The 26,745-nt window shown below is 60.4% G+C and carries 28 protein-coding genes and 1 pseudogene; 13 read left to right on the top strand and 16 right to left on the bottom strand.

The features are described 5' to 3' along the window. Nucleotides 1-13 precede the first annotated feature (13 nt). Nucleotides 14-172, top strand: coding sequence for a hypothetical protein (locus NAC44_RS16905; protein ID WP_250942698.1), 159 nt, complete (start codon nt 14-16; stop codon nt 170-172). A gap of 123 nt (nt 173-295) precedes the next feature. On the opposite strand, the gene NAC44_RS16900 is transcribed toward NAC44_RS16905, so the two are convergent. The 3 genes from NAC44_RS16900 to NAC44_RS16890 form a co-directional block, all read right to left on the bottom strand. Continuing rightward, the gene (locus tag NAC44_RS16900; protein ID WP_250942696.1) at nt 296-523 is read right to left on the bottom strand and encodes a hypothetical protein; all 228 of its coding nucleotides are present in this window, start codon (nt 521-523) and stop codon (nt 296-298) included. Nucleotides 524-699: 176 nt separating this feature from the next. Continuing rightward, nucleotides 700-1,200, bottom strand: coding sequence for a YciE/YciF ferroxidase family protein (locus NAC44_RS16895; protein WP_250942695.1), 501 nt, complete (start codon nt 1,198-1,200; stop codon nt 700-702). Between the two features lie 75 nt (nt 1,201-1,275). Then, a complete protein-coding gene (locus NAC44_RS16890; protein ID WP_250942694.1) occupies nt 1,276-1,425 on the bottom strand; it encodes a hypothetical protein in 150 nt (49 codons plus the stop codon). 204 nt (nt 1,426-1,629) lie between these two features. On the opposite strand from NAC44_RS16890, the gene NAC44_RS16885 reads away from it, so the two are divergent. Beyond that, complete coding sequence (locus tag NAC44_RS16885) at nt 1,630-2,619, top strand: MDR/zinc-dependent alcohol dehydrogenase-like family protein (protein ID WP_250942693.1); 990 nt, start codon at nt 1,630-1,632, stop codon at nt 2,617-2,619. Then, a complete protein-coding gene (locus NAC44_RS16880) occupies nt 2,616-3,710 on the top strand; it encodes a Gfo/Idh/MocA family protein (protein ID WP_250942692.1) in 1,095 nt (364 codons plus the stop codon). The genes NAC44_RS16885 and NAC44_RS16880 overlap by 4 nt, the downstream gene beginning before the upstream one ends. Here the strand turns inward: NAC44_RS16880 and NAC44_RS16875 are convergent. Both NAC44_RS16875 and NAC44_RS16870 read right to left on the bottom strand, forming a co-directional pair. Next, nucleotides 3,632-3,913: a hypothetical protein gene (locus NAC44_RS16875; RefSeq protein WP_250942691.1), complete on the bottom strand. Its 282-nt coding sequence runs from the start codon at nt 3,911-3,913 to the stop codon at nt 3,632-3,634. The genes NAC44_RS16880 and NAC44_RS16875 overlap by 79 nt on opposite strands. A gap of 41 nt (nt 3,914-3,954) precedes the next feature. Further along, entirely contained in the window at nt 3,955-4,167 is a 213-nt protein-coding gene (locus NAC44_RS16870) for a hypothetical protein (RefSeq protein WP_250942690.1), read from the bottom strand. 162 nt (nt 4,168-4,329) lie between these two features. Here NAC44_RS16870 and NAC44_RS16865 point away from each other — a divergent pair, with 162 nt between their 5' ends. From NAC44_RS16865 to NAC44_RS16825, 9 genes and pseudogenes are all read left to right on the top strand, one after another. Further along, a complete protein-coding gene (locus tag NAC44_RS16865; protein ID WP_250942689.1) occupies nt 4,330-5,436 on the top strand; it encodes an NAD-dependent epimerase/dehydratase family protein in 1,107 nt (368 codons plus the stop codon). Continuing rightward, on the top strand, nt 5,433-7,466 hold the full coding sequence (locus NAC44_RS16860; RefSeq protein WP_250942688.1) for an SDR family NAD(P)-dependent oxidoreductase: 2,034 nt from the start codon (nt 5,433-5,435) through the stop codon (nt 7,464-7,466). The genes NAC44_RS16865 and NAC44_RS16860 overlap by 4 nt, the downstream gene beginning before the upstream one ends. Continuing rightward, nucleotides 7,463-8,626, top strand: coding sequence for a glycosyltransferase family 4 protein (locus NAC44_RS16855; protein WP_250942686.1), 1,164 nt, complete (start codon nt 7,463-7,465; stop codon nt 8,624-8,626). The genes NAC44_RS16860 and NAC44_RS16855 overlap by 4 nt, the downstream gene beginning before the upstream one ends. 63 nt (nt 8,627-8,689) lie before the next feature. Then, the gene (locus NAC44_RS16850) at nt 8,690-9,907 is read left to right on the top strand and encodes a CgeB family protein (RefSeq protein WP_250942684.1); all 1,218 of its coding nucleotides are present in this window, start codon (nt 8,690-8,692) and stop codon (nt 9,905-9,907) included. Continuing rightward, the gene (locus NAC44_RS16845; protein WP_250942682.1) at nt 9,904-10,995 is read left to right on the top strand and encodes a CgeB family protein; all 1,092 of its coding nucleotides are present in this window, start codon (nt 9,904-9,906) and stop codon (nt 10,993-10,995) included. Before NAC44_RS16850 ends, NAC44_RS16845 begins: the two co-directional genes overlap by 4 nt. Continuing rightward, nucleotides 10,992-12,098, top strand: coding sequence for a CgeB family protein (locus NAC44_RS16840; protein ID WP_250942680.1), 1,107 nt, complete (start codon nt 10,992-10,994; stop codon nt 12,096-12,098). Before NAC44_RS16845 ends, NAC44_RS16840 begins: the two co-directional genes overlap by 4 nt. Nucleotides 12,099-12,112: 14 nt before the next feature. After that, complete coding sequence (locus NAC44_RS16835) at nt 12,113-13,144, top strand: UDP-glucuronic acid decarboxylase family protein (RefSeq protein WP_250942678.1); 1,032 nt, start codon at nt 12,113-12,115, stop codon at nt 13,142-13,144. 3 nt (nt 13,145-13,147) lie between these two features. Then, nucleotides 13,148-13,802 (top strand): annotated as a pseudogene (locus NAC44_RS16830) (DUF1698 domain-containing protein). A gap of 517 nt (nt 13,803-14,319) precedes the next feature. After that, nucleotides 14,320-14,691 carry a hypothetical protein gene (locus tag NAC44_RS16825; protein WP_250942676.1) on the top strand — a complete coding sequence of 124 codons (372 nt, stop codon included), beginning with the start codon at nt 14,320-14,322 and terminating at the stop codon, nt 14,689-14,691. A gap of 197 nt (nt 14,692-14,888) precedes the next feature. Here NAC44_RS16825 and NAC44_RS16820 read toward each other — a convergent pair whose 3' ends face one another. After that, nucleotides 14,889-15,776 (bottom strand): SDR family oxidoreductase, encoded by an 888-nt coding sequence (locus NAC44_RS16820; RefSeq protein WP_250942675.1) that lies wholly within the window; start codon nt 15,774-15,776, stop codon nt 14,889-14,891. A gap of 167 nt (nt 15,777-15,943) precedes the next feature. Between NAC44_RS16820 and NAC44_RS16815 the strand changes: the two genes are divergently transcribed. Beyond that, complete coding sequence (locus NAC44_RS16815) at nt 15,944-16,768, top strand: manganese catalase family protein (RefSeq protein ID WP_250942674.1); 825 nt, start codon at nt 15,944-15,946, stop codon at nt 16,766-16,768. An 84-nt stretch (nt 16,769-16,852) separates the two neighbouring features. On the opposite strand, the gene NAC44_RS16810 is transcribed toward NAC44_RS16815, so the two are convergent. From NAC44_RS16810 to NAC44_RS16765, 10 genes are all read right to left on the bottom strand, one after another. Further along, complete coding sequence (locus NAC44_RS16810) at nt 16,853-17,941, bottom strand: ABC transporter ATP-binding protein (protein ID WP_250942673.1); 1,089 nt, start codon at nt 17,939-17,941, stop codon at nt 16,853-16,855. Next, complete coding sequence (locus tag NAC44_RS16805; RefSeq protein WP_250942672.1) at nt 17,938-18,738, bottom strand: ABC transporter permease; 801 nt, start codon at nt 18,736-18,738, stop codon at nt 17,938-17,940. Before NAC44_RS16805 ends, NAC44_RS16810 begins: the two co-directional genes overlap by 4 nt. Nucleotide 18,739: 1 nt before the next feature. After that, nucleotides 18,740-19,615, bottom strand: coding sequence for an ABC transporter permease (locus NAC44_RS16800; protein ID WP_250942880.1), 876 nt, complete (start codon nt 19,613-19,615; stop codon nt 18,740-18,742). Between the two features lie 137 nt (nt 19,616-19,752). Beyond that, nucleotides 19,753-20,763 (bottom strand): ABC transporter substrate-binding protein, encoded by a 1,011-nt coding sequence (locus NAC44_RS16795; RefSeq protein WP_250942671.1) that lies wholly within the window; start codon nt 20,761-20,763, stop codon nt 19,753-19,755. Between the two features lie 75 nt (nt 20,764-20,838). After that, a complete protein-coding gene (locus NAC44_RS16790; protein ID WP_250942670.1) occupies nt 20,839-22,302 on the bottom strand; it encodes an aldehyde dehydrogenase in 1,464 nt (487 codons plus the stop codon). Nucleotides 22,303-22,312: 10 nt separating this feature from the next. After that, a complete protein-coding gene (locus NAC44_RS16785) occupies nt 22,313-23,344 on the bottom strand; it encodes an LLM class flavin-dependent oxidoreductase (protein WP_250942879.1) in 1,032 nt (343 codons plus the stop codon). A gap of 3 nt (nt 23,345-23,347) precedes the next feature. Continuing rightward, nucleotides 23,348-24,280, bottom strand: coding sequence for a flavin reductase family protein (locus NAC44_RS16780; protein WP_250942669.1), 933 nt, complete (start codon nt 24,278-24,280; stop codon nt 23,348-23,350). Next, nucleotides 24,277-25,077, bottom strand: coding sequence for an alpha/beta fold hydrolase (locus NAC44_RS16775; RefSeq protein ID WP_250942878.1), 801 nt, complete (start codon nt 25,075-25,077; stop codon nt 24,277-24,279). The genes NAC44_RS16780 and NAC44_RS16775 overlap by 4 nt, the downstream gene beginning before the upstream one ends. A 37-nt stretch (nt 25,078-25,114) precedes the next feature. Next, nucleotides 25,115-25,714 carry an amino acid synthesis family protein gene (locus NAC44_RS16770; RefSeq protein WP_250942668.1) on the bottom strand — a complete coding sequence of 200 codons (600 nt, stop codon included), beginning with the start codon at nt 25,712-25,714 and terminating at the stop codon, nt 25,115-25,117. A 236-nt stretch (nt 25,715-25,950) separates the two neighbouring features. After that, complete coding sequence (locus tag NAC44_RS16765; RefSeq protein ID WP_250942667.1) at nt 25,951-26,634, bottom strand: GntR family transcriptional regulator; 684 nt, start codon at nt 26,632-26,634, stop codon at nt 25,951-25,953. Nucleotides 26,635-26,745 lie beyond the last annotated feature (111 nt).

Raw genomic sequence — 26,745 nt, 5'->3', positions numbered from 1 at the left:
AGGGAGAGCGGCCATGTCAACCCTTTTATGGGGCTTTGTCTTTACTGTCGGGCCGATCCTGCTTGCCATCGCCTTCATCTATGCGCTGCTGCGCCAACGGGAGCTGAACGCTCGGGAGCGGCAACATCAACGGGAGGCGATGGAAGAGCTTTACCGCGAAGAAGAGCCGTAAGCCCTGCGGTCATTTCTCCTGCTGCAAAACGCAAGAAGCCGCTCTTCCAGGATGCGCAGACCCACACGCATCGGTTGCTGCCGGGTGAGAATGAACCGGGCCATGGCCTGCGGGCATTTCGCCTCATGGTTTTTTCGAGCCGAGCGGCTTGCGGTCATGCTGCATGACCTTTTCCTCCGCATGCTTTTCCGGCGGGCGCTTATCGACCGTCGCATCCTCCGAACCGGTGATGACGACCGGCTTGGCGCTCATCACACCATCGCTTTCTCCGCCTGACTGTTTGGGAGCGAACTGACCGCGCGCGTCTTTTTCCGCCTGCGTCTGTCTTTCAGCCTTCGTCTTGCCGTTCATCGGTTTTGCTCTCGATTGCGGTTCATGAAAAAAGCGCCCGTGTCTTAAGCTCACCGCACGACCGGTAAGACACGGGCGCCCACGCATAATTTGACCGGGGGTTTCACGAGGCTCGATAAAATCATGCGCAAAAACAAAATCCTGAAGTGCCGATCATCTCGGCCTATCTCTGCGGCTCAGGCGGCGCGCTGCTGGGCCGCATCATTGACCGTCTTTTCGGCCAGTTGCGTCAGGGCTTCATCGGTTTTCGATTCTTCCGAAAGCGTCTGCTCAAGGAGCGCAACGGCATCCTTCATGCCAAGCTCCTTCGCCCAGCTGCGCAGCGTGCCATAACGGCTGATTTCGTAGTGTTCCACCGCCTGTGCGGCGGCCAGAAGCCCTGCATCGAGGGCCGGTGTTCCCTTGAACTCCTCAAGGATTTCCTCGCCTTCCTCAATGATGCCTTCAATCGCCTGGCATGTCTTGCCGCGCGGCGATTTGCCGATCATCTCGAAAATCTGCTGCAGGCGCTCGACATGGCCTTCGGTTTCGTTGCGATGTTTTTCAAAGGCCGCCTTCAGCTTGTCGCTGTTGGCGCCGCGCGCCATCTTCGGCAGAGCTTTCAGTATCTTGCGTTCGGCATAATAGATGTCGCGCAGGGTCTCATGAAAAAGGTCGTTCAGCGTTTTGGTGGGCATGGCTTTCTCCCTTTGGTGAATACCGCTTTCTAACAGGCGGATCCTTGTCATTGTTCCGGTGCGCTGGCGTACACGTCAGACCGCTCCGAGAAGCGTAACGATCCCGCCGCCCAACAGGAAAAACACCATGAGTGCCGCCAGAAGCCGGACCGCACCCGTATTGGTGTCCGTGCCCAGCAGGCGGTCCCAGACAGGGTTGATATTGGGATCGTCTACCCGTGGCATGTCCTTTTCCCGGTCCATTGTGTTTGCCTCTTGTCTTTTCATTTTCGTCCGAACCAGGCCGGGGACGGAAAGGTTCCCGATCTCCCGCAGAGGAGGAACAAGAGGAGGCATCCCCGGTTAGGGCTGAGATCGCCAAGGAGAAACCGCAGTCTTTTTCTCACGTCGGTCGCCCCATGATCCTGCAAAAACACGAAGGAGACCGGTATGGATGCAGCAGGCCGAACCCCATCCGCAACCATGAAGGCGGCAAGGCTCACCGGCCCCGGTCGTATCGAAGTGATCGATGTCGCCATTCCTGCGCCCGCAGACCGCGAGGTCAGGGTCCGGCTGCAAGGCTGCGGCGTCTGCGCCTCCAATCTCGGCCCCTGGCAGGGACCGGAGTGGATGAAGTTTCCAACCGCACCGGGCGGGCTCGGCCATGAAGGCTGGGGCATGATCGATGCCGTTGGCGACGCCGTCACCGCCTTTGCTCCCGGCGACCGTGTGGCGGTTCTGTCTCAAAACGCCTATGCCGAATATGATGTCGCTCCAGAAGAGTGCGTTGTGACGCTTCCTCCCGGGCTGGAAGGGCGGGCCTTTCCCGGCGAACCGCTGGGCTGTGCGATGAATATTTTCAGACGCAGCAACGTCAAGGCCGGGGATTGTGTCGCCATTATCGGCGCAGGCTTTCTCGGCCTTTTGCTGATCCAGCTGTGCAAAATGGCAGGAGCCAGGGTCATTGCCCTGTCGCGTCGCCCCTTCGCGCTCGCTCTGGCACGGCAGGCAGGAGCCGACGAGGTGATCGCCCTTGCCGATCATTTCGCCATCATCGAACAGGTCCACCAGCTCACCGGAGGCCGCTTCTGCAATGTCACCATTGAGGCGGTGGGCAAGCAATGGCCGCTCGATCTGGCTGCCGACCTGACGGGCGAGCGCGGACGGCTGGTGATTGCCGGCTATCATCAGGACGGGCTGAGACAGGTGAACATGCAATTGTGGAACTGGCGCGGGCTTGATGTGATCAATGCCCATGAGCGGGACGCTGCCATATATATCGGCGGCATGCGGGAGGCGGTTGCAGCCTGCGAGGCCGGTCGACTTCAGCCCTTTGACTATCTGACCCACCGCTATCCGCTGGAGCGCCTTGACGAGGCACTGGATGCGACGCGAGACAGGCCGGAAGGCTTTCTCAAAGCCGTGGTGATGTTCTCATGACGGACATTCAATCCTCCTTTGCGCCATCCAACGGGCAAAACCCGTTGAAACTGGCTTTCATCGGCACGGGCTGGATCGGTCTTGACCGGATGCAGGCCATGCTGGCAACCGGCCTTGGTGAAGCCAGCGTGATCTGCGATCCTAATCCACAGATGCTGGATGAGGCCGCCCGCTATGCGCCACAGGCGCATCTGGTGCCGTCTCTCGATGCCGCGCTGCAAGAGGAAGACCTGGACGGCGTGGTGATTGCCACCCCCAGCGCCCTTCATGCCGATCAGGCGATTGCAGCATTTCAACGCGGGCTTGCCGTCTTTTGCCAGAAACCGCTCGGTCGCACGGCTGAGGAAGCGCAAACCGTGGTGCAGGTGGCGAAAGCGGCAGACCGTCTGCTCGGCGTCGATCTCTGCTATCGCCGCTGCCGTGCCGTGCAGGCGCTTGAAGGCCTCGTGCGCTCTGGTGAACTGGGCGAGATCTTCGCCCTCGATCTGGTGTTTCACAATGCCTATGGGCCGGACAAACCGTGGTTTTACGATCCGGCACTTTCCGGCGGCGGCGCGGTCATCGATCTCGGTGTCCATCTGGTCGATCTGGCGCTCTGGCTGATGGGCTTTCCAGAGGTCCGCCATGTCGAAAGCCGGCTTTATCGCCAGGGAAAACCATTTCACCCCGGCGACGACGGCGTCGAGGACTATGCCGTCGCCAGCCTGACACTTGCCAGCGGTAGCGTCATCCGCCTTGCCTGTTCCTGGGGGCTTCATGCCGGGCAGGATGCGGTCATCAGCTGCGATCTGCATGGCACGGCGGGCGGCGCACGTTTTGCCAATATCGATGGCTCATTTTATGATTTCCGCGCCCTGCATTATAACCGCAATCACCGCAGGCTCCTGCAGGAGGGAGATGATGGCTGGGGCGGACGCACCGCCGTTTCCTGGCTTGAACGTCTGCATAATAACCGCGGCTTCGATGCCGCAGCAGGGGAGCTTGTGACGGTCGCCGCCGTTCTCGACAGGATTTATGGCCGCGATCCATCCCTCTCCCCACCCCTCTCCCAGGCCGGATCGAAGGTCACTCCTTCTTTCAGCTCAACATAAATCGGGGTGGAAAGATCGCGATTATGGTTCCGGGCGATGATAAAGGCATCCTCCGGTTCCAGTTCTTCGCCGGGCAGGATGGAATCGTCCGTGCCCTCCTCCCCCTTCAGCCGCACATAGCCGCGCACCTGATCACCCGAGTGATAAAGCCGCACGATGACGCCGCCGGGGGGCACGGCCCCGGCATTCTCGATGATGTTCATAGGCGTGTCTCCAGATTGAAACAGGGGTTGGTCAGTGTTGCTCAGGGCATGTTGATGTCCGGCAGGAAAAACTCGACATCCCGGCGTTCTTCTTTGCCAAGAGGCGCAATCCGCTCCTGCCAGTACCGCTCGGCCTCGGGCGGATCCTCGTCCCAGTCGCGCGCGCGAGTGATATTGTCATCGACCTTGACGCGGCGTTTGCCGCCCAGCCGCAGATATTCCTCGGCCAGCGCCCGGCTTTTGGTCTTGGTCATTCTCTCACCTCATCCGTGAAATCCTGTCTTGCCGCCAAACCAAGGCGCGGCATGAAAGTTCCGGCATCTTCAACGGATGAAATCGACAGGAACAATTCATCGGAAGCTTTGTTGGAGGCCCATCAGCTTCAACATCCTTCTTCAACATCCTTCAGGTGAACAATGGATCGGAATGTCCTCATAACCGGCGGCTGCGGCTTTATTGGCCGCTACGTCTGCGAAGAAATGATGCGCTATGGCTATCGCGTCCGCATTATCGATTCCCTCATCGAACAGGTGCATCAGGAGGCCCCGGTCATCCCGGAGGGTGTGGACTTCATCAAGGGCGATCTGCTTGATGCCGATCTCGTCAGCCGGGCGCTGGAGGGCATGGATTGCGTCGTGCATCTTGCCGCCGAAGTGGGCGTCGGCCAGTCGATGTATGAAATCGGGCGTTATGTCGGCACAAATGATCTTGGCACCGCCATTCTGCTGGAAAAGATGATCGGTCGCCCGATCGGCCGTATCGTCGTCGCCTCGTCGATGAGCGTCTATGGCGAAGGTCTTTATGCCGACAGTCAGGGGCGCCGTTTCGGTGCTGTGCGCCGCCGGGTCAAGGATATATCCGAAGGTCTGTGGAACCCGGTTACGCCGGATGGCGCGGTGCTGACACCCTGTGCGACCGATGAGGAAAAAACCGTCGATCTCGCCTCGATCTATGCGCTGACCAAATATTGCCAGGAAAAACAGGTGCTGATTTTCGGCGAAGCCTATGGTGTCGATGCCGTGGCGTTGCGCCTCTTCAACGTCTTCGGCGCCGGGCAGGCGCTTGCCAATCCCTATACAGGGGTTCTGGCCAATTTCGCCGCCCGTCTTGCCAATGGCAAGGCTCCGATGATTTTCGAGGATGGTCTGCAACGGCGCGATTTCGTTCATGTCCGCGATGTGGCGCGCGCCTTCCGTCTGGCGCTGGAAAGCCCGCGCGCCTCCGGCCATGTGATCAATATCGGCAGCGGCCAGTCCTATACCATCAAGGATGTGGCCAATCTTCTCGCCGTGGCCATGGGTGTGCCGGATATCAGGCCGGAGATTCTACATCGCTCCCGTTCCGGCGATATTCGCAACTGCTATGCCGATATTTCCAAGGCGCGGGAATTGCTGGGCTTTGAGCCGGAACACCGGCTGGAGACGGCACTTGGCGATTTTGCCGCCTGGGTGGAAGGCAGCACTGTCATCGATCAGGGCCAGCATATGAAGGCGGAACTCGAAGCGCGGGGGCTGGTGCGATGAGCCGCGGCGGGCAGAAACGAACCGGCGCCGGAGCTTTGGGCTTTGTCGAATGGTTTCGCAAGGGCGATCATGCCCGTGCCGAGGAAACGCTGGCCGAATTGAAGCGTTCCGGCGCGAGCGCCCTGCGCACCCATCTTTCCTGGGCAGATTATCTGACGCCCGATGGCGAGGCCTGGTTCGACTGGCTGATGCCGAAACTGGGGGCAGACTTCGACGTTCTGCCCTGTGTGCATTATACGCCGCCCTCTCTTTCCCGCACCGGGCGCGCTTCCGGTGCGCCGCTGGTGCTCAAGGATTATGCCGATTTCATCGACCATATCCTCACCCGTTACGGCCACCATTTTTCCCATATCGAATTGTGGAACGAGCCGAACAATCTGCTCGACTGGGACTGGCGCGCCGATAAGGATTTTTCCCTGTTTTGCGAAATGGTCGGCGGTGCCGCCTATTGGGCAAAAAGGCGCGGCTTTTCCCCGGTTCTCGGCGGTCCCTGCCCCTTCGATCCCTTCTGGCTGAACCTGATGGGCGAGCGCGGCGTGCTCGACGTCGTCGATGTTGTCGGCTTTCACGGCTTTCCCGGCACCTGGGACAGCGAAGAGGCAAGCTGGAACGGCTTCGACATGCATCTCGGCGAGATGCGCATGGTGCTTGACCGTTTCAATCCGAAAGCGGAGATATGGATCACCGAAACCGGCTATTCCACCTGGCGCAATGACGAGATGGAGCAGGTGCGCCGCTTCGTGCAGGCCATGGACCAGTCGGTTGAGCGGCTTTACTGGTATTCCTGGCGCGATGTGCCGCCCGATGTGCCGGTGCAGGAAGGGCTGTGGTTCGATCCGCGCCATTATCATCTTGGTGCCGCCCGCCATGACGGCCAGCCGAAACTGCTCGGACGCCTGCTGGCAGAAGGCGGCGTAAAAAGGGTCAGGGCTTTGTGCGGCCTTGCCGCGCCGCATCTGCAGCGCGCCAGTGCGCCGATCGCCATTACCGGCGGCAGCGGCTTCATCGGCGCCAATCTGGCCGAAAGCTTTCTGGCCGAAGGCAAGGATGTGCGCATTATCGACAATCTCGCCCGGCCGGGGGTGGACGCCAATCTCGCCTGGCTGAAGGCGCGCCACGGCAAGCGGGTGGAAGCCGTGCTCACCGATATCCGCGACCGGCGGATGATGGAGGATGTGCTGGCCGATGCCGGTGCTGTGTTTCATCTGGCCGCCCAGACGGCGGTAACCACCAGTCTTGCCGATCCGCGCGAGGATTTCGACATCAATCTGACCGGTACCTTCAATGTATTGCAGGCAGTGCACAAGGCAGGCAGGCGCACGCCGGTAATCTTTGCCAGCACCAACAAGGTGTATGGCGCGCTCGAAGACATTGCCCTTGTTGAAGCAAAGACCCGCTATGTGCCGGAGGACGAAGAGATCCGCAAACATGGCGTGGGCGAGGACCGTCCGCTTGATTTCTGCACCCCCTATGGCTGCTCGAAAGGGGCCGCGGACCAGTATGTGCTCGATCATGCCAGCACCTTTGGCATTCCGACCGCCGTCTTGAGAATGAGCTGCATCTACGGCCCGCATCAGCTCGGCACGGAGGATCAGGGCTGGGTGGCGCATTTCCTCATCCGGGCGCTTTCGGGCGAAGGCCTCACCGTCTACGGCAACGGCAAACAGGTGCGTGACATTCTGCATGTGCGCGATGCCGTCAGCGCGTACCGGCAGGTTCTCGGCTCGATCGACCGCGTTGCCGGGACGGTTTTCAATCTCGGTGGCGGACCCGCCAATTCCGTGAGCATTCTCGACGTCATCGGCGAGATCGAAACCATCACCGGCGAGGCGGTTCCCATCCGTTTCAACGACTGGCGGGCGGGCGATCAGCTCTATTTCGTCGCCAGAACCGACAGGTTGAAAAGCACGCTCGGATGGCATCCCACCGTCGCCTGGCAGGCAGGTCTGCGCCATCTGGCCGACTGGCTGGTGATGCATCGTTTCAAGGCAAATCAGTCCTTGCCCTTGCCGCAAAGGGTTTCGGCATGACGGTTGCAGAGGCAAAAGCAGCTGGCCGTTTGCGCCTGCTGATGACGCTGGATGCTGTCGGCGGCGTCTGGCGCTATGCCATGGATCTTGCCGCGGCCCTGAAGCCGCGCGGTTTCGATACGGTCTTTGCCGGCTTCGGGCCGCCGCCCTCTTCTGCCCAGCGGGCCGAGGCGCATGGTCTGGGCATGATGACATGGCAGGATCAACCTCTCGACTGGATGGTCCGGGACGAAAAAGCCCTTGCCGATATCCCGCCGCAGCTTGCCCGGCTTGCCGGGCGGGAAGGCATCGATCTGATCCATCTGAACCTGCCCTCGCAGGCTGCCGGGCTTGCCGAAACCGGCATTCCTGTCGTCACCGTCTGCCATTCCTGTGTGCCGGGCTGGTTTGCGGCCGTCAAGGCAAGCGCACCGCCGGACGATTGGCGCTGGCATCTCGATCTCAACCGGCGCGGCATGGAACGGGCCGATGCCGTGGTCACACCCAGCCAGAGCCATGCGGATCATCTTCGGGCGGTCTATGGCGATCTTCCGGAGATTCTGGTGGTGCATAACGGTCGCCATCCCGGCCTTGGCGTTCACCGCAAACAGCGCCGGGTCATGGCTGTCGGGCGCTGGTGGGATGAGGGCAAGAACGGTGCTGTCATCGATGCGGCGGCGGCCCTGCTTCTCTGGCCGATGGCGATGATCGGCCCGCTCGAAGGCCCGGATGCATCAGCCTTTGTGCCCCGCCATGCCATGGCTAAAGGCGAAAAAACCGCCGTACAGGTGGCTGACGATGTCCGCGCAGCGGCGATTTTCGTCTCCGCTTCGCGCTATGAGCCGTTCGGACTTTCGGTCCTCGAAGCCGCGGGCAGCGGCGCGGCGCTGGTGCTGTCCGACATTGCCACCCATCGCGAGCTTTGGCAGGGGGCCGCCCTCTATTTTGATAGGCGCGATGCGCAGGCACTCGCCACCACAGTCAACCGGCTGATTGCCGAGCCGCTGTTGCGCGCCGAACTGGGGGTAAAGGCGCGTGCCCGCGCCAGCCGGTTCACGGCCGGACGGCAGGCAGAGGCGATGGAACGGCTCTATCGCCGCCTGATGGAGGCCAAAGGACAGAAGGCCGGTGAGGCGTCTGGGGACGCCGTCCTCTCCCCTCACATGGCCGGCGTAGGATGAATCTTCGCCGTCCGGACAGACAGTTTCACCGCTCAAGGCCCTCAGCCATTCCATGGAGTGCTCATGAAATTCGTTTTCTATACCCATTCACTGGTTTCCGACTGGAACCATGGCAATGCGCATTTCCTGCGCGGCGTCATGCGTGATCTTATCCGCCGTGGTCATGCGGCAATTGCCTATGAACCCGCCGATGGCTGGAGCCGGGAAAACCTGCTGCGCGATCAGGGTCCGGCGGCGCTGGATGCCTTTTCCCGGCAGTTTCCCGATCTGCGCTCGCGGCCCTATGAGCCGGGCTTCAACCATGAGGTCGCCCTTGCCGGGGCCGATGTGGTGGTGGTGCATGAATGGACAGACCCGGTGCTGGTGGCGCGTCTGGGCTGGCTGCGCAAGAGCGGGGCGGGTTTCACGCTTCTGTTTCATGACACCCATCACCGCGCCATTTCCGCCAGACAGGACATCGCCCGCCTCGATCTCGACGGCTATGACGGCGTGCTGGCCTTTGGCGAACCCCTGCGCCAGCGTTATCTCGATGCCGGTTGGGGCCATCAGGTCTTCACCTGGCATGAAGGGGCAGACGATGCGCTGTTTCAGCCCATGCCGGACATTGAGCCCCGGCGCGATCTCGTATGGGTCGGCAATTGGGGCGATAACGAACGCTCGCAGGAAATCCGCGATTTTCTCGTCGAGCCGGTGCGTGCGCTCAGGCTTTCGGCCAGCGTGCATGGGGTGCGCTATCCGGCGGAGGCGCTGTCGGCGCTGGAGGAGGCCGGGATCGATTATCGCGGCTGGCTTGCCAATGCCGGTGTGCCCCGCACCTTCGCCGAGCACCGGATGACAGTGCATATTCCAAGGCGGCCCTATGTCGAAAGCCTGCCGGGCATTCCCACGATCCGGGTGTTCGAGGCGCTGTCCTGCGGCATTCCGCTGATCTCGGCCCCATGGGACGATGCCGAAGGCCTGTTCCGGCAAGGCACGGATTATCTGATGGCCCGCAACGGGGCCGAAATGACCGCGCGGATGCGCGATCTGCTTCACGATCCGGCGCTGGCGGCAAGTCTTGCGCAAAACGGACTCGAAACGATCCGCGCCCGCCACACCTGCCGCCATCGGGTCGATGAACTGCTGGCGATCCTCGACGATCTCGGCGGGAACCTCAAGGCTAGAGCCATTCCAGAAAAAGTGCATAGCGGTTTTCCGTCCGGAAATGCGGAAAAACAAAGAGTGAGAGCCTTTCACCGTTTCCATGAAACAGGGAAAGGCTCTCAGGAGGCAGCGGAATGAAAATCGCCTTTTACGGATCGAGCCTGCTCTCCTCCTACTGGAATGGCGCCGCCACCTATTATCGCGGCATGCTGCGGGCACTGGCGCTGAAGGGCCATGACATCACCTTTTATGAGCCGGATGTTTACGATCGCCAGAGCCACCGCGACATCGATCCGCCCGGCTGGTGCAAGGTCATCGTCTATCCCGGCACGCTGGCAGGGCTGCGCACCGTCGCCACTGAAGCCGGTGCGGCAGACGTCATTATCAAGGCAAGCGGCGTCGGCTTCGAGGACGACCGCCTGCTGGAAGAACTGCTGCTGCACGCCCGCAGCGATGCGTTGACGCTGTTCTGGGATGTGGATGCACCAGCAACGCTTGCCACGCTGCGCGAAGCGCCGGATCATCCGCTGCGTCAGGCTTTGGCAAAGCTCGATCTGGTGCTGACCTATGGCGGCGGCGATCCGGTGGTCTCCGCTTACCTCGCCCTTGGCGCGCGCGATTGCATTCCCGTCTATAATGCGCTCGATCCCGACGCCCATCATCCGGTTGCGCCGGAACCCCGCTTTGCCGCCGATCTGGCTTTTCTCGGCAACCGGCTGCCCGACCGGGAAAGGCGGGTCGAGGAATTTTTCTTCACCCCCGCGGCTCAAATGCCCGATCAGCGCTTTCTTCTCGGTGGGGCGGGCTGGGATGGCAGGCCCGATCTCGCCAATCTTTCCATCATCGGGCATGTCGGCACGGCCGATCACAATGCCTTTTACGCCAGCCCCAAGGCGATCATCAACATTTCCCGCGACAGCATGGCCGAAACCGGTTTTTCACCGGCAACGCGGGTTTTCGAGGCGGCAGGGGCTGGCGCATGCCTGATCACCGATCACTGGGACGGCATCGAGCTGTTTCTCAAGCCCGACGCAGAAGTGCTCGTTGCCCGTGACGGACGCGACGTGCGTGAGCTTCTGGCCGGGCTGAGCCGCGATCAGGCCGAGGCGATCGGTCTTCGGGCCATGACCCGCATTCTGACGGAACACACCTATGCCCACCGGGCTGATCAGGTGGATCGTCTGTTGCGGCGGACCGCTCTGGCGCGGAAGGAGGCTGTGGCATGAGCCGGTCGCTCGATCTCGTCTTCATCGGCCTGTCGCTTTCCTCCTCCTGGGGCAATGGCCATGCCACCACCTATCGGGCCCTGCTCAGGGGGTTGAAACAGGAGGGCCATTCCGTTCTCTTTCTGGAACGCGACACGCCCTGGTATGCCGACAACCGCGACCTGCCGGAACCGGATTTCTGCACATTTGCCACCTATCGCAGCATCGATGCCATGCTGGAAACCCATGGAGAGCGGCTTCGCACCGCCGATGCCGTCATCATCGGCTCCTATGTGCCTGAAGGCATTGCCGTGATCGACAGGGTGATGGCGCTTCGCCCACGCCGGATCTGTTGTTACGATATCGACACGCCGGTGACGATGGCGCTTCTCGATGGGCAAGAGGCCGATTATCTGGCAATGCGGCAAGTGCCGCTGTTCGACGTCTATTTCAGTTTCTCCGGCGGTCCGGTTCTGACGCTGTTGAAAAGCCATTATGGCGCCCGCCATCCCGCAGCCCTTTACTGCTCGGTCGATCCCGCACTGTACAGAAACAGCGGCGAGCCGCCGCGCTGGGATCTCGGTTATCTCGGCACTTACAGTGTCGACCGACAGAAGACGCTGGAAACGCTGCTGATCGAACCGGCAAGACTGCTGCCGGAGCGCCGCTTTGTCGTTGCCGGTTCGCAATATCCCGACACGATTGTCTGGCCGGACAATGTCGAGCGCATCGAACATCTGCCGCCGTCGCAGCACGCCGCCTTCTACAGCCGCCAGCGCTTCACCCTCAATGTCACCCGCGCCAACATGATCGCGGCGGGCTGGTCGCCCAGTGTGCGGCTGTTCGAGGCGGCGGCCTGCGGCGTGCCGATCATCAGCGACTGGTGGCCCGGCCTCGACGAACTTCTGCCGAAAGACGAGGCAATCCTGGTGGCAAGAGGCGTGGAGGATGTGGTTGCGGCACTGACGGAGATGCCGGATGCACGGCGCACCGCACTGGCCGATGCCGCCCGTGACCGGGTTATGAGCGGGCATACGGGGCGGATGCGGGCACGCGAGCTTGTGCAGACGCTTTCCGCCATTTTGCCACGGCCCTTCTCAGAAAAATTGTCAGCAACACGATGAAAGGAGCTTTCGAGATGGCGAGAAAACATGGCCGCACCAGAGGCGGAACGGTTCTTGTGGCCGGCGGAGCCGGTTTTATCGGTTCTCATCTCATGGATGCGCTGCTGACGCAGGGATGCCGGGTCATCTGCGTCGACAATTTCCTGACGGGACGGATGGAAACCGTGAGGCCGCTTCTCAACCATCCGGATTTCCGTCTGATCCGCGCCGATATCTGCGATCTGACCGATCTCGATGAGCGGCCGGACCGGATCTACAATCTCGCCTGCGCGGCCTCGCCGCCGCATTATCAGGCCGATCCGATCCATACGATGATGACCTGCGTGCGAGGCAGCGGCAATCTTCTGGCGCTGGCGGCCAGAACGGGCGCGCGTTTTCTGCAGGCCTCGACCAGCGAGGTCTATGGCGATCCGGAACAACATCCACAGCGTGAGGATTATCTCGGCCATGTCAACTGCACGGGTCCGCGCGCCTGTTACGATGAGGGCAAGCGGGCCGCCGAAGCCTTGTGTTTCGACATGCTGCGGGCAAAAGCAGCGGATGTGCGCGTCGCCCGGATTTTCAACACCTATGGTCCGCGCATGCGTGCCGATGACGGGCGCATCGTCTCCAACCTGATCGTGCAGGCCTTGTCCGGCCAGCCGCTGACAATTTACGGCCATGGCGGCCAGACCCGCTCCTTCTGCTATGTCAGCGATCTGGTGCGCGGGCTGATGGCGCTGATGGCGGTCGAGACAAATCCGCAAGGCCCGGTCAATCTCGGCAATCCGGAAGAGCTGACGGTCAACGGTCTGGCGGACATGGTGCGGGATATGGTGCCCGAGGCCGGTCCGCTCGTCACCCGGCCCCTGCCGGTGGACGATCCGCGCCGCCGCCGCCCCGATATTTCCCGGGCAAAAACGCTGCTCGGCTGGCAGCCGCAGGTACCGCTGGCAAAGGGGCTCAGCGAAACCGTGAACTGGTTTGCCATAGAGATGGGAACAACGCCTGCCCGTTCCGCCTCTCAGTCGTCCCTAAGCGGCGAACAGCTGGCGCAGGGGGTGTAATTCATGGACAGACGCCTCAAACCCGAAAGAAGGGACGATCTTCGCCAGCGCATCGAAGCGCTTGGTCCCTGGTTTCAGAATTTGCGCATTTCAGGCATCGAGACGGCGCCATCCCATCCGCTGGGAGATTACCCCGCCTTCAAATGGCAGGGATTTCGCCATCTGCTGCCGGAGGATCTCGGCGGGCGCAGCGTGCTCGATATTGGCTGCAATGCCGGATTTTACACACTGGAAATGAAGCGCCGCAAGGCAGGGCGGGTCGTTGGCATCGATACCGATGCGCATTATCTGCGCCAAGCGCAGTTTGCCGCCGATCAGGCCGGGCTCGATGTCGAATTCCGACAGATGTCGGTCTATGATGTCGCAAGGCTTGGGGAGCGCTTCGATCTCGTGCTGTTCATGGGCGTGCTCTATCATCTGCGCCATCCGCTTCTGGCGCTCGACCTGCTTTATGAGCACGCCGTGGGCGATCCTGTTTTTCATCGAGGATCGCTATGCCGGCGATCCGACAAACTGGTTCATTCCCAATACCGCAGCCGCCGAAGCCATGCTGCGCAGTGCCGGTTTCACCCTGCTCGCCCATCCCGAACGGGAGGTCTATCTCTGCCGGCGCGGGCAGCGGCCCTATGCCACCGAGACGCCGCCGGCCATTGCCTGACCGTGAGAGCCTCTGCGTCTCACGTCGAAACATGCAGAGCCTCTCTCTTTGGTTTTGGGCATTTCCGGAGGGAAACCCGTTTCACACTTTTCTCAGGACAATGCTCTCCTGCATCATTAAAAGGTTACAGCGTCCTTTGTGCGTTTGATAAAACGCACGGCGCTGTCGGACATGTCTTGTGGGTTTGAGGAAAGGTAAAATCGGCGAAACCCGGAAAAGGCGCAGGAGTGGATGCTCCCATCGTAAAACGCGTCTCGACAAGTCAGGGCGAAGAAATATGCACCTGCGGGTGATCCGGTCGCTTACGTCTGACGTAATGTTATCACAGTGCTTTGCTGCCACATACCTTTGCCTTGACCGGCGACAGGCGAAAATTGAACAGCATATCCAAAGTGTTAGAGCATTCCCTCTACAGTAGCTTCAATACATGATGCTGCATTGATCTTTGGATGGAAACGGCGCTTGAATGGTATGGCGGGGCACACTCGCTCATAAATCGCGATGACGGGCAGTGCAGATGTGCTTTGATGATCATGTGACGGAATACAGGCTGGCGGTCATCGGACGCGATTATCTGGTAACCGAGGATATCCGAAAAAACTGGAAAAAACAGGGTGTCGATCTTCTTGGGCCGATTCCTTCTGCTGATGCTGCAAGCATCACGGCTGAACAGGTGCATGGAATTCTGATTGATGTGTGCGAAAGCGCCGAGACCATGGTGCAACTTGTCGAGCAATTTGAAATGCGCGCCCTGCCCTTTCTGTTCATTGCCCATGCCGATGATGTCATCGGGCGTTATTCCCCTTACACGCTGACCATCCATCCGGACGATATCGATGAAATCCTGAGGGCGCTGATGTGGCAGGGAGATGATGGTGCACGGCATTGAGCCGCTCACCATATCAAAGACGATCCATGTTGCCGGATACAGCCCGGGTCTGAAATACAAAAATGCTTCAGAGCCTGTCAGGTTCGGACTGAACCAGACAGGCTCTGAATTATGTCTTGTCCGCTGTCAGGGGAAAATCCTGCCCACGTCCCCTGATAATGTGCATCGATGTGGCCTCCATCGGCCTCATCTGAGGGTTAGAGCATGGGTCGCCCGCCGGTAATCTCCATGATCGCCCCGGTGGTGTAGCTTGACTGGGATGACGCCAGCAGCACATAGGTCGGGGCAAGTTCTGCCGGTTGACCTGCGCGTCCGAGTGGCGTGTTCTTGCCGAAATTCTCCACCTTGCCTTCCGGCATGGTGGAGGGGATCAGCGGCGTCCAGATCGGGCCGGGCGCCACCGCATTGACCCGTATGCCGTTGGCGGCGACCAGACCGGAAAGCCCGACGGTGAAATTGGCAATCGCCCCTTTGGTCGTGGCATAGGCGAGAAGGCTGGGCGAAGGATCAGTCGAATTGATCGAGGCGGTGTTGATGATCGCAGACCCCGGCTTCATATAGCGCAAGGCCTCCTTGCTCAGATAGAACATCGAATAGATGTTGGTGCGGAAGGTTTTGTCCCATTCCTCGGCGGAAATGTCGTCGATATCGGCAAAACTGGCCTGATGGGCGGCATTGTTGACGAGAATGTCGATCCTGCCGAACCTGTCGAGCACCTTTTTGATCACCTCGACGGCGTGCTGCTCCTCGCTCAGATCGCCCGGAATGGTCAGGACCTTGCGTCCGGCCTTTTCCACCCATTCGGCGGTTTCACGGGCATCGTCATCTTCGTTCAGATAGGCAATGGCGATGTCGGCACCTTCCCGGGCAAAGGCGATGGCCACAGCCCGGCCTATGCCGGAATCGCCGCCGGTGATCAGGGCAACCTTGTCTTTCAGCCGACCGCTGCCTTCATAGCTGTCTTCGCCATGGTCTGGCTTCGGGCTCATATCGGCGGTTTTGCCGGGCATCGGCTGGCGTTGCTTGGGAAAGGGTGGCTGCGGCCTGTGCTCCTGGTTCGTCTGTCTTTCGCTCGTTTGGCTCATGTCGGCTCCTTGGATAGGACATCTGGTTTCGCTGACGTCGGGTTTCCAAACAGCAGCCTTCAGCCTTTGTTCCAGCCGCGGCAATCTTGTCATTTCTGCCGATTTTTTCGGTCTGGAACCATTTCATCACCTCCCGGTTCGAGGGGTTCGCAACAGAGGAGCCGACGATGTTTTATACCGATAACAAGCTGCAATATCCCGTCCGCGTCGAAAAACCGGACCCGATTTTCGCCCGCGCTCTGCAACAGGCCATTGGTGGCATCGAGGGCGAAATTCGCGTCGCCATGCAATATTTCTTTCAGGCCTGCGGTGCGCGCGGCAATCCGAAAATCCGCGACATGCTGATGAACACGGCGACGGAAGAACTCGGCCACATCGAAATGCTGGCGACGGCCGCTGCACTCAATCTGGAAGGCGCGCCGCTGAAACTGCGTGAGGACGTGGCTTCCGACCCGGTGGCAAGCGCGGTCATGGGCGGTATCAACATGAAAAATCTTCTGTCATCCGGCCTTGCCGCCATGCCGGTCGATTCCGATGGTGTTCCGTTTAACATGTCGCATATCTATGCCAGCGGCAATATCGCTGCTGACATGAGCGCCAATATCACCGCGGAGGCCACGGGCCGGACTTTGGCCGTGCGGCTCTACAATATGACAAGCGATCCCGGCATGAAGGACATGCTCTCCTTCCTCATCGCCCGCGACACCATGCACCAGAACCAATGGGTGGCGGCCCTGGCAGAACTGGGCGGGACCGAAGACGTCTTCCCCATTCCCAACAGTTTCCCGCAGGAAGAGGAAAATCAGGACTTCAGCTATGTTTACCTGACCTTCCAGGAAAACGGCGAAACCCTGCCGGAAGGCCGCTGGAGCAACGGCCCCTCCATGGACGGCAAGGGCGAGTTTTCCATCCGACCGATGGAGCCACTCGGCGAAAGGCCAAATCTCGGTCGCGCAAGACCGCAGAGCGGTGCCCAGACCGACCAGCTATAAGGCCCTTGAAGCATTGGACAGACAATTGGATTGGGTATGCTGATCTCTGTTTTTGTGCATCGAAATTTTGAAAACCCTGAAAGCTCACTGAAACACATGGGCCGAACCCGGCTCGAAACTGAGCCACACGGCCTGGCCGCGCGGCAGCCCTTCGGCAGCGGGATGGCCGAAAGGCAGGCGCACCGACACAAGCGAACCATCGGCCATGCGTGTAGCAACATGGATGTGGTTGCCGAGGAAGGTGATGTCCTCCACCGTGGCATCAAGCGCCTGATCGATACGGCTGGTGGAGAGCGACAGCCGTTCGGGTCTCAGCATCAAAAGCGCCTCGCCTTTTGCCTTGCTATCGGCTGACTGTTGCGGCCCATGCAGCGGAATGCCGGCGATGGTCTGGCCGCTGGCAAGGGCAATGCGAGCCTCGCCGCCGCGCTCTTCAAGCAGGCGGCAGGGCAGAAAATCGCTGTCTCCGATGAAACCGGCAACGAAACGGGTGGCCGGATTGGCGTAAAGTGCCTCGCCCGTGCCAATCTGGTCAATGACACCGCGCGAAAAGACGGCAATGCGGTCGGACAGTCTCAGCGCTTCTTCCTGATCATGGGTGACATAGAGAATGGTGACTTCCGTCTGCTGATGAATGCGGCGGATCTCATACTGGATCTCTTCGCGCAGCTTCTTGTCCAGCGCCGAAAGCGGCTCGTCCATCAACAGAACCGGCGGATCATAGGCCAGCGCTCTTGCCAGCGCCACACGCTGCTGCTGGCCGCCGGACATTTCGGTGGGTTTGCGGTCCTCAAACCCTTCGAGCCGCACCAGTGCCAGCATCTGGCGCACGCGCTCGGTGATCGCCGCCTTGGACCAGCCGCGCACCTTCAGCGGAAAGGCAATATTTTCCCCGACAGACAGATGCGGAAACAGCGTGTAACGCTGGAACACCATGCCGATATTGCGCTTATGCGACGGCGTTTGCAGAAGGCTTTGTCCCTTGAGCAGAATATCGCCCTCGCTTGGCCGCTCAAAACCTGCCAGAATGTAAAGCGTGGTGCTTTTTCCCGAACCGGACGGACCGAGAAAGGTCATGAATTCGCCTTCGGAGACGGTGAGGTTGACATCCTTCACCGCCACCACCGGGCCGTAATGCTTGGCAAGGCCGCGAATTTGCAAAAACGGCGTCATGTCTTCAATCCTTTTTTGAACAGCGCGACGGCCAGCATCAGCAAAAGCGTCAGCAGCACCAGAAGTGTGGAAACCGCGGCAATCACCGGCGTCATGTCCTGACGCAGCGTCGCCCAGATTTTCACTGGCAGGGTTTGCAGCGTCGGGCTGGCCATGAAAATCGCCAGCACCACCTCATCCCAGGAGGCGAGGAAGGAAAAGATCGCCGCCGAAAACAGGCCATGACTGATGGCCGGCAGTGTCACCAGAATTTTGGCGCGCAATGGCGAGGCCCCGCACAGCACGGCGGCATCCTCGATGGATTTGTCAAACCCTTCCAGCGCGCCCGTCAGCGCCAGCACCGAAAAAGGCAGTGCAATCACCAGATGGGCAATGACGAAGCCGATGGTCGTGCCGTTTAGCCCGACACGCAAATATAGCGCATAAAGCGCCACCGCCAGCACCACCACCGGCAGGATCATCGGCGTCATGAACAGGGCGCGCAGCGCGGTGCGCCCGATGAAGCGGCCCCGCACCAGACCGAAAGCAGCAAACAGCCCGATCATCACCGACAGCACCGTGACCATCAGGGCAATCTTCAGGCTGGTCAAGGCGGCATCCAGCCAGCGCGGATCGGCAAAAAGCTCGCCATACCATTTCAGCGTCCAGCCGGGTGGCGGAAAGATCAGCCATTGCGACGAGCCGAAGGACAGGGCTGCAATGAACAGGATCGGCAAAAGCAGAAAGGCCGAGACAAGGGCAGTGATGGTGAGAAGCACCCATTTCCAGCTGCCAAGGCTGTGGAAATTCAACAGCATCCTATGTCCTTTCCCCGCCGCTCACGCCAAACAGCTTCAGTTGCAGTGCATAGAGACCAAGTGTCACGACCAAAAGCACGAAGGCGGCGGCTCCGCCCATGCCCCAGTCAACCAGCGACTGCACCAGTTGCGCGATCAGCTCGGCCAGCATCATGTTCGACGTGCCGCCGAGCAGTGACGGCGTGACGAAATAGCCAAGCGACATGACGAACACCATCAACGCCCCGGCAAAGGCACCGGGTGCGGCCAGCGGCAGCAGGATACGGATGAGCGCCTGCCACCGATTGGCGCCGCACAGGGCCGCCGCCTGCAGAATGGCCGGGTCGATCCTGCGGATGACGCCATAAAGCGGAATGATGATGAAGGGCAGCATGATATAGGTCATGCCGATGGTAACGCCGGTCAGATTGTTGACCATGTCGAGCGGTGTGTCGATCAGGCCAAGCGCCATCAACGCCTTGTTGATGGCGCCGGTGCGCTGCAACAGCACCATCCAGGCATAGGTGCGGGCGAGAAGATTGGTCCACATCGACAACAGCACGATAGCAAAGACGGCGTTGGCCAGCCGCTTCGGCATGATGGCCAGCGCCCAGGCCACGGGAAAGCCGATGGCAAGAGACAGCAGCGTGACCACAGTGGAGACGAAGAAGGTGTTGAAAAAGACCTTCGCATAGGTGGAGGTGGCAATCAGCGCCCGGTAATTTTCCAGCCCGAACACCGGCTCGGTGATGCTGCGGGCCAGAAGCCCGATCACCGGCAGCACGAAAAACACCAGAAGCAGCACCAGTGCCGGAAGCGTTGCGGCAAAATTGCCGACCAACCGGCGCGGCCTTGTTTGCCGCGCCTGGCCGTCTGTCACCTTGGCGGTGGACACCATCATCGACACCTCGCATTCTCCTTTGAGAGCCCGGTTCAGCAGCACGAAAGAAGGGGGACCGTTTCAGCCTTTGAGCGGGTTCACCCGCAGACCGAAACGGTCCTATCCCGTTTATTTGGCCCGATCATTTCGCCCGATTATTTAGATTGCCAGGCATACCAGCGATTGGCGATCTCATCACGGTGCTTGGCCCAATAGGCCATGTCGGCATTGATCTGCGAGGCCGTCTGTTTGTCCGGCAGGGTCTTGGCCACGGCCGGGTCCATCAGTGCCGGGGATTTGACGTTGGTTGGCGCATAACCGGTGCCTGCAGCCATCTCGGCCTGTCCTTCCAGCGAGGTGGCAAAGGCGATGAACTTCATTGCCGCCTCTTTGTTTTTCGCGCCTTTCGGCACAACCAGCACATCGGCAGCGGTGATGTTCTGGTCCCAGGAGGTCTCAACCGTCACACCGGTCTTGGCCAGGGCCGTCAAACGACCATTCCAGAAGGAACCATAGGGCGCTTCGGCAGAGGCCAGCAATTGCTGGGACTGCGCCCCGCTCGACCACCAGATGATGTCGGATTTGATCGTATCCAGCTTCTTGAAGGCACGGTCGAGATCGAGCGGATAGAGCTTGTCGGCGGGCACGCCATCGGCCAGAAGTGCGGCCTCGATCACGCCGGGGGCCGACCATTTGTAGAAGGTGCGCTTGCCGGGGAATTTTTTGGTGTCGAACAGGTCCGCCCAGCTTTTCGGGCAGGCCTTGACCGCATCCTTGTTGCAGCCGATGACAAAGGAATAATAGAAGCTGCCGACCGAATAGGGTGTGACGAAACGCGGATCGAGATTTGCCTTGTCGATCACGCTGAAATCGAGCTTGTCGAGAAGGCCGGCTTCACCGGCCTGAATGGCGTAATCGCCCTCCACATCCACCACATCCCAGCTGACATTCTTTGCCTCGACCATGGCTTTGATCTTGCCGTAATCGGTCGGACCATCCTCCAGCACCTTGATGCCGGTCTTGGCGGTGAATTTATCGGCCCAGGCGCTTTTCTGCACATCCTGCGTGGTGCCGCCCCAACTGGTGAAAACCATATCGGCGGCACTGGCCTGAGCCGTCACGCCCATCAGGACGGTCAGCGATGCAATCATGCTTTTGATCTTCATGTTCCCTTGTCCTTCTGTTGGTTCTTGATCGGCTGTCCGCTTCTTGTGGCGTCCTGACCGGCATTTTATGGGTCCTCACCGCATGACGAACGGATCGGGAAAAGGCGTGTCGGACGTGTTGAGCCAGACGGTTTTTGTCCTTGTGTAATCCAGCACCGCCGCCATGCCGCCCTCGCGGCCATGCCCGGAAAGGCCAAACCCGCCGAAAGGGGCAATCGGCGAGACCGCCCGATAGGTGTTGATCCAGACCACACCGGCGCGGATGCCCTTGACCATGCGATGGGCGCGGGCGAGATTTTGCGTGAAGACGCCGCCTGCCAGCCCATAGCGCGTGTCATTGGCAAGCTGCAGCGCCTCCACCTCGCCCTCGAAAGAGACGACAGAGAGCACGGGGCCGAAAAACTCTTCCGCCATCGACGGTGAGGACACGCCATCGCAATCAAGAATGGTCGGCGGATAAAAATGGCCCGCCCCCTCGGGACGCTTTCCACCTGTGATGAGATGGGCTCCCGCCGCCACCGAGGCCTGAACCAGCCGATCCACATGGTCCTGTTGCCGTTTGGTGGCCAGCGGGCCGATTTCGGTTGCCATATCGAGCGGCGAGCCGATGCGGATTGCTTCGGCCTTTTTCGTGAGCCGTGCCAGAAACTCCTCCTTGACGGAGCGCTCGACAATCAGCCGCGACCCGGCAACGCAGGACTGGCCGGTGGCGGCGAAAATGCCCGCAACCTGCGCATTGGCGGCGCTGTCGAGATCGGCATCGGCAAAGACGATGAAGGGTGATTTGCCGCCAAGTTCCAGCGAGGTGGAGGCGAGATTGGCGGCCGAATTGTGCACCACATGGCGCGCGGCCTCCGGTCCGCCGGTAAAGGCGATATGCGCTACTTTTTCATGGCGCGTCAGCGCCGCACCACAGGCAGCACCAAACCCGGTAACGATATTGACCACGCCGGGGGGAAAGCCTGCCTCATGCACCAGCCGGGCAAATTCAAGAAGTGGTGCCGGACCGTCTTCCGAGGCTTTCAAAACCAGCGTACAGCCCGCCGCCAGCGCCGGGCCGATCTTGACGGCAGAGAGAAACAGCTGGCTGTTCCACGGCACCACCATGGCCACGACGCCAACCGGCTCACGCTTCAGCCAGACCTCCATATCCTGCTTGTCGATTGGCAGGACCGAGCCTTCGATCTTGTCGGCGAGACCGGCATAATAGCGGTAATATTGCGCCACATAGGCAATCTGCGAGGAGGTCTCGCGAATGATCTTGCCGGTATCGCGGGTTTCAAGCTCGGCCAGGATCGCGGCATTCTCCGCCACCAGATCGGCCAGACGGTAAAGCAGCCTGCCGCGCTCGCTGGCGGTCATTTTCGCCCAGGGGCCGTCGACAAGCGCGCGGTCAGCCGCCTGCACGGCGCGGTCCACCTCGGCCTCGCGCGCTTCCGGCATTTTGGCCCAGACCGTGCCGGTTGCCGGATCGAGACTGTCAAACGCGCCTGCCCCGTCCACGAAAGCACCGTCGATATAAAGCTGGAAGCGACGCATGATCTGCTCCTCAAAAGGCCGGCATGACATCGCGGATGAAACGTTCGAGCGAGGCTTTCTTGCGCTCGAAGCTCATGCCGGTGTCGATCCAGAAGGAATATTCGTCATAGCCCAGCGCTTCATACTGCTTCAGCCGGGCAATCACCTCATCTGCCGTGCCCAGTGCCAGATTGGCCTGCATGATCTGCGGCGAAAGCATGGCATTGGCAGCCATCTCATCCTCGCTCAACCGCTCGATCAGCCCCTGGCGGATCGGCCGCTCATTCTTGAACCAGGCGAAGAAGTAATTGTAATAGACGCTGAGTTCCTGCGCCGCTTTTGCCACATCATCACCATCCGACCCGACATAGGTGTGCAGCAACAGCATGATCTTCGGTCGGCCCTGATCCGGTGCCTTGGCGCAGGCGTCGTTGAAACGGCCCATCAGGCTCTCAATCTCACCATGACCGTTCCACAGCGGCGTCACCTGCACATTGCAGCCATTGGCAACAGCGAAATCATGCGAATTGGGATCGCGCGCCGCCACCCAGATCGGAACCGGCTGTTGCAGCGGTTTCGGTGCCGACGTGGTGGCGGGAAAGCGCCAGAACTCGCCCTCATGGGCGTAATCGCCAGCCCAAACGCCCTTGACCGCCGGGATCAGCTCGCGCAGCCGCTGGCCCGCGCCCCAGGCGTCGAGCCCCGGCATCAACCGCTCATATTCAAAGGAATAGGCCCCACGGGCAATGCCGACATCCAGCCGCCCGCCGGTGATGATGTCGGTCATTGCCGCCTCGCCCGCCAGCTTCACCGGATGCCAGAAGGGCGCGATCACCGTGCCGGTGCCAAGCCGCACATTTTTGGTCCGGTTGGCCAGATCGGCAATGGTGACGAAGGGATTGGGAGCAATGGTGAAATCCATGCCGTGATGTTCGCCGGTCCAGATGGCATGCATACCGCCTCTGTCGGCAATCTCGCACAGCGCCAGAAATTCCTCATAAAGGCTCTGGTGGGTCTGGCTGGCATCAAGCCGTTCCATATGGACGAAGAGGGAAAATTTCATCACTCATGCCTTCCTGACCATGGCCTGACTCATGGCGTGGACGCGGCCCGCCGTATCATCGCCAAAATAGACACCGAAATTGCCAAACGCGCTTTCCCTGGCAAACCGCGCCATGATGTCGCCAGTGGCCATCGTGGCAAAGGAGAGCGATGGCAGGGTGCTGACGGGGACGAAGCGGCCCTGTCCTGGCACGCCCTCCCCGGCAAAAGCGCGATAAACGATATGCTGACGATCCGCCTGCTTCTCCTCATAGACGGAGTAGAGCGTGCCGATGGTGATCGTCAGACCGGTCAGAGCCTGAAGATGCGCCTGAAGTTCGGCCTGCGGATCGCCGCTTTCGCTGGCCAGTCCCGGCAGGCTCAAAGATGTTTCGCCCAAAAGCAGCACGTCGCCCTGGCGCTCAACCACGGCGCTGAGGAACAGATGCCCGTCAACTGCCGCCGAAACCGCCTTTGCCGTCAGCGCCGGGGTGAAATAGCCGCCACGCACATAGCCAAGACCGTTTTTGCCAGACGTGCCGAAAGCCTCGACCCGCCCCAGCAGAATGACATGGTCGCCCGCCTCGATCACCTGTGCCAGAGAACAATCGAACCAGGCAGCAACACCCGCCACAACCGGTGAACCGTGAGGGCCTGTCTGCCATGTCACCGTAGCGAAGCGGTCTTCCACAGGCCGGGCGAAGGTGCTGGACACCTCTTTCTGGTCGTCGGCCAGAATATTGACGGCAAAGCCGGACGCTGTCGTCATAGTGGCAAAATTGCGCGAGCTCTTCGCCAGGCAGATCGACAGAAGCGGCGGATCGAGTGAAACTGAGCTGAAGGAATTGGCGGTAAAGCCAAGCGGCCTGCCATCCGGCCCGATGGCGGTGACCACGGTGACGCCGGTGGCAAACGCGCCAAAAGCGTCGCGCAGGGCACGCGGATCGAAAATGCTCATGCCGTTTCCTCCTCAAGCCAGTCGGCCAAAGACGCATTGACGGCATCGGGTGCCGTCAGATTGACCATATGACGATGCCCCTCAATGATGCGGGCAACCCCGCGTGGCGCAAGTGCAGCCATCTGGCGGGCCATGTCCGGGGTGGAATTCGGATCGCCATCGCCGGTCAAAAACAATGCCGGAGCCTGCACATCGGGCCAGTGATCGGCATAGGCCGCATCGCCTTCAGCAAAGGCACGATAGGCAGTGGCATAGGCCTGCGGGTCCATCCGGCTCAAAAAGCCGCGTGTTGCCTCCCGTGCCGCCTGACTTGTCGCATCCTCACCGAACCAGCGGGCAAGCGGCCCCTCGATATCGACCGTACCATGGGTTTCAATCGCGCCCGCACGGGCCAGAACGGCGGCACGGGCGGCGTCATCGCGGCGATAAACGCCATTCAGCAGGGCAACCCGGCGGATGCGCTGCGGCGCTGTCGCCACCGCGCCACCGGCAATCAGCGCACCCATGGAATGACCGGCGAGATCGACCGTTTCCAGATCAAGCACATCGAGAAAGCGAAAAAACCACGCGACAAAGGCCTCAAGAGCGTTCCCTTTCTCAAGCGGCGCGCTCTCGCCGTGGCCGGGCATATCGACAGCAATCACCCGGCGTTTTGCCGAAAGCCCGGCAATCTGCGGCGACCAGGCCTCAAGCCTCAGACCGACCCCATGGATCAGCACCAGCGCATCGCCCTCACCCGCCTCATGCCAGGCAAAGCCCGAGGCTTTGCGACGCGGATGATCCGGGCATTGGAGCATAGGGGCGGGAATGGGCGTTGCGATCATGGCGGGACGCTCACACACCAGCCGGATTGTCCGGATCGTGGCCCAGATCCTTCAGATCCTGATACCGGTCGCCAATGCGGTGATGCGGGCGACCACCCACAGAAGCGCCAAGGCCGATCAGGATTTCATCAACGGCGGGCGCATCGGCAATCGCGGTCTGGATGGTCAGATAATGGGAGCGGCGACCCTCGTCATTCTTGTCCATCAGCGGGATCATCACCGGCGCATTGGCAGGTCCGCGGGTATTGCAGAAGGCCAGATAGGATTTTGCCCCGACCGCCGTGCGATAATGATTGCCAAAGCGCAGGGTGTGGATCAGCGCCGAGCCATGCTCGATCTCGCCATCAAGCCCGACCACTGCGGTCTTGCCATAAGCCTCCACCGCATCACCCGAACCGACAGCCTCGATGATCATGCCGGTCAGCAATTTGCCAAGCACAGGGGCTGCTGCATGAATCTCCGGCTTGAGATCCTCGACAAAACCGCGACCCGCCCACGGGTTCTTCACCACGGCAAAGGCACCATAAAGTTTCAGGGGACGTGCTGCCGTTTTTCCACCCTCGATCAGGGTCGTTTCCACCTGCAGCAAGGTCTTGCGGATCTCTATCATGGCAGCCTCTCAATAGGTCATTTTGTATGATGGTATGCCATAATAGGATCGAGTCAAGCCACCCCTTAAAATAATGTTATTTTCTTTTCAGGAATAATTTACACAAAGAGATGGACCTGCCGGATCATCTCCGCCAGCACAGTTCCATCTTTCACCGCAAGCGCTCGGCCTTGTTTACCCTGCACCTCTTCCGCTCATAGTCACGCCAGAGAGGGGAAGAGGCATCCTATAGCACGCTATCCAAGCAAGGCTGCGGCGATGGCGGCGGCACGCGCAACATGGGCGCGGGCGGCGCGTTCTGCCGCATCGCCGTTGCCGGCAGCGATCGCGTCGACCATGGCCTGCATTTCCGCCGGCCCTTCGCTGGCGCGCCCCTCGGTCTTGATCGTCATGGAACGCAGATGGTTGATGCGTCCGGTCATCTGCTTCACCACATCAAAGGCAATGTGCCGACCGATGCTGGTAAAGAGCATTTCATAAAAACGGGAGGTTTCGGTCAGCACTGCCTGCCTGTCGGCCCCGGCATAGGCATGACGGATGGCATCGAGAATGGCCTGCAACGTGGTGACAAGGTCGCTCTGATGCTGCTCGGCGCAAAGCCGCGCCGCCATGCCTTCGAGCGCTGCACGAATTTCATAGATCTGACGGGCTTCATCGGCATCCAGTCTGGCCACCATCGGGCCTTTGGTTGGCGGGTTATCGACCAGCCCTTCCGACTCCAGATGCCGCAGCACTTCGCGTACAATGGTGCGACTGACACCGAGTCGGGTGCAAAGATCACGCTCCACCAACCTGTCGCCCGGCTGAAAATGCCCCCCGACAATCGCCTCACGCATCTTTTCCAGCGCCAGTTCGCGCAAGGTTTTAGAAGGCCTTTCCACGCGAAAGGCCGTATCGCTGTCACTTGCCTGCACCGTCATCACCTGCTGCCTGTATGGGTGATGAACATAGCATGGATATTATGGCATACCAAAGAAAATTGTCGGCTCACCCCATGCGCTCTGATGCATAGCTTCCGGGGCTTGCGGGGA

Origin of the sequence: Allorhizobium sonneratiae (assembly GCF_023700755.1) — a bacterium.
In the GTDB taxonomy this organism is placed as follows: domain Bacteria; phylum Pseudomonadota; class Alphaproteobacteria; order Rhizobiales; family Rhizobiaceae; genus Allorhizobium; species Allorhizobium sonneratiae.
Note: the sequence above shows the minus strand (reverse complement) of the source record. Positions and strands in the feature narration are given on the sequence as shown.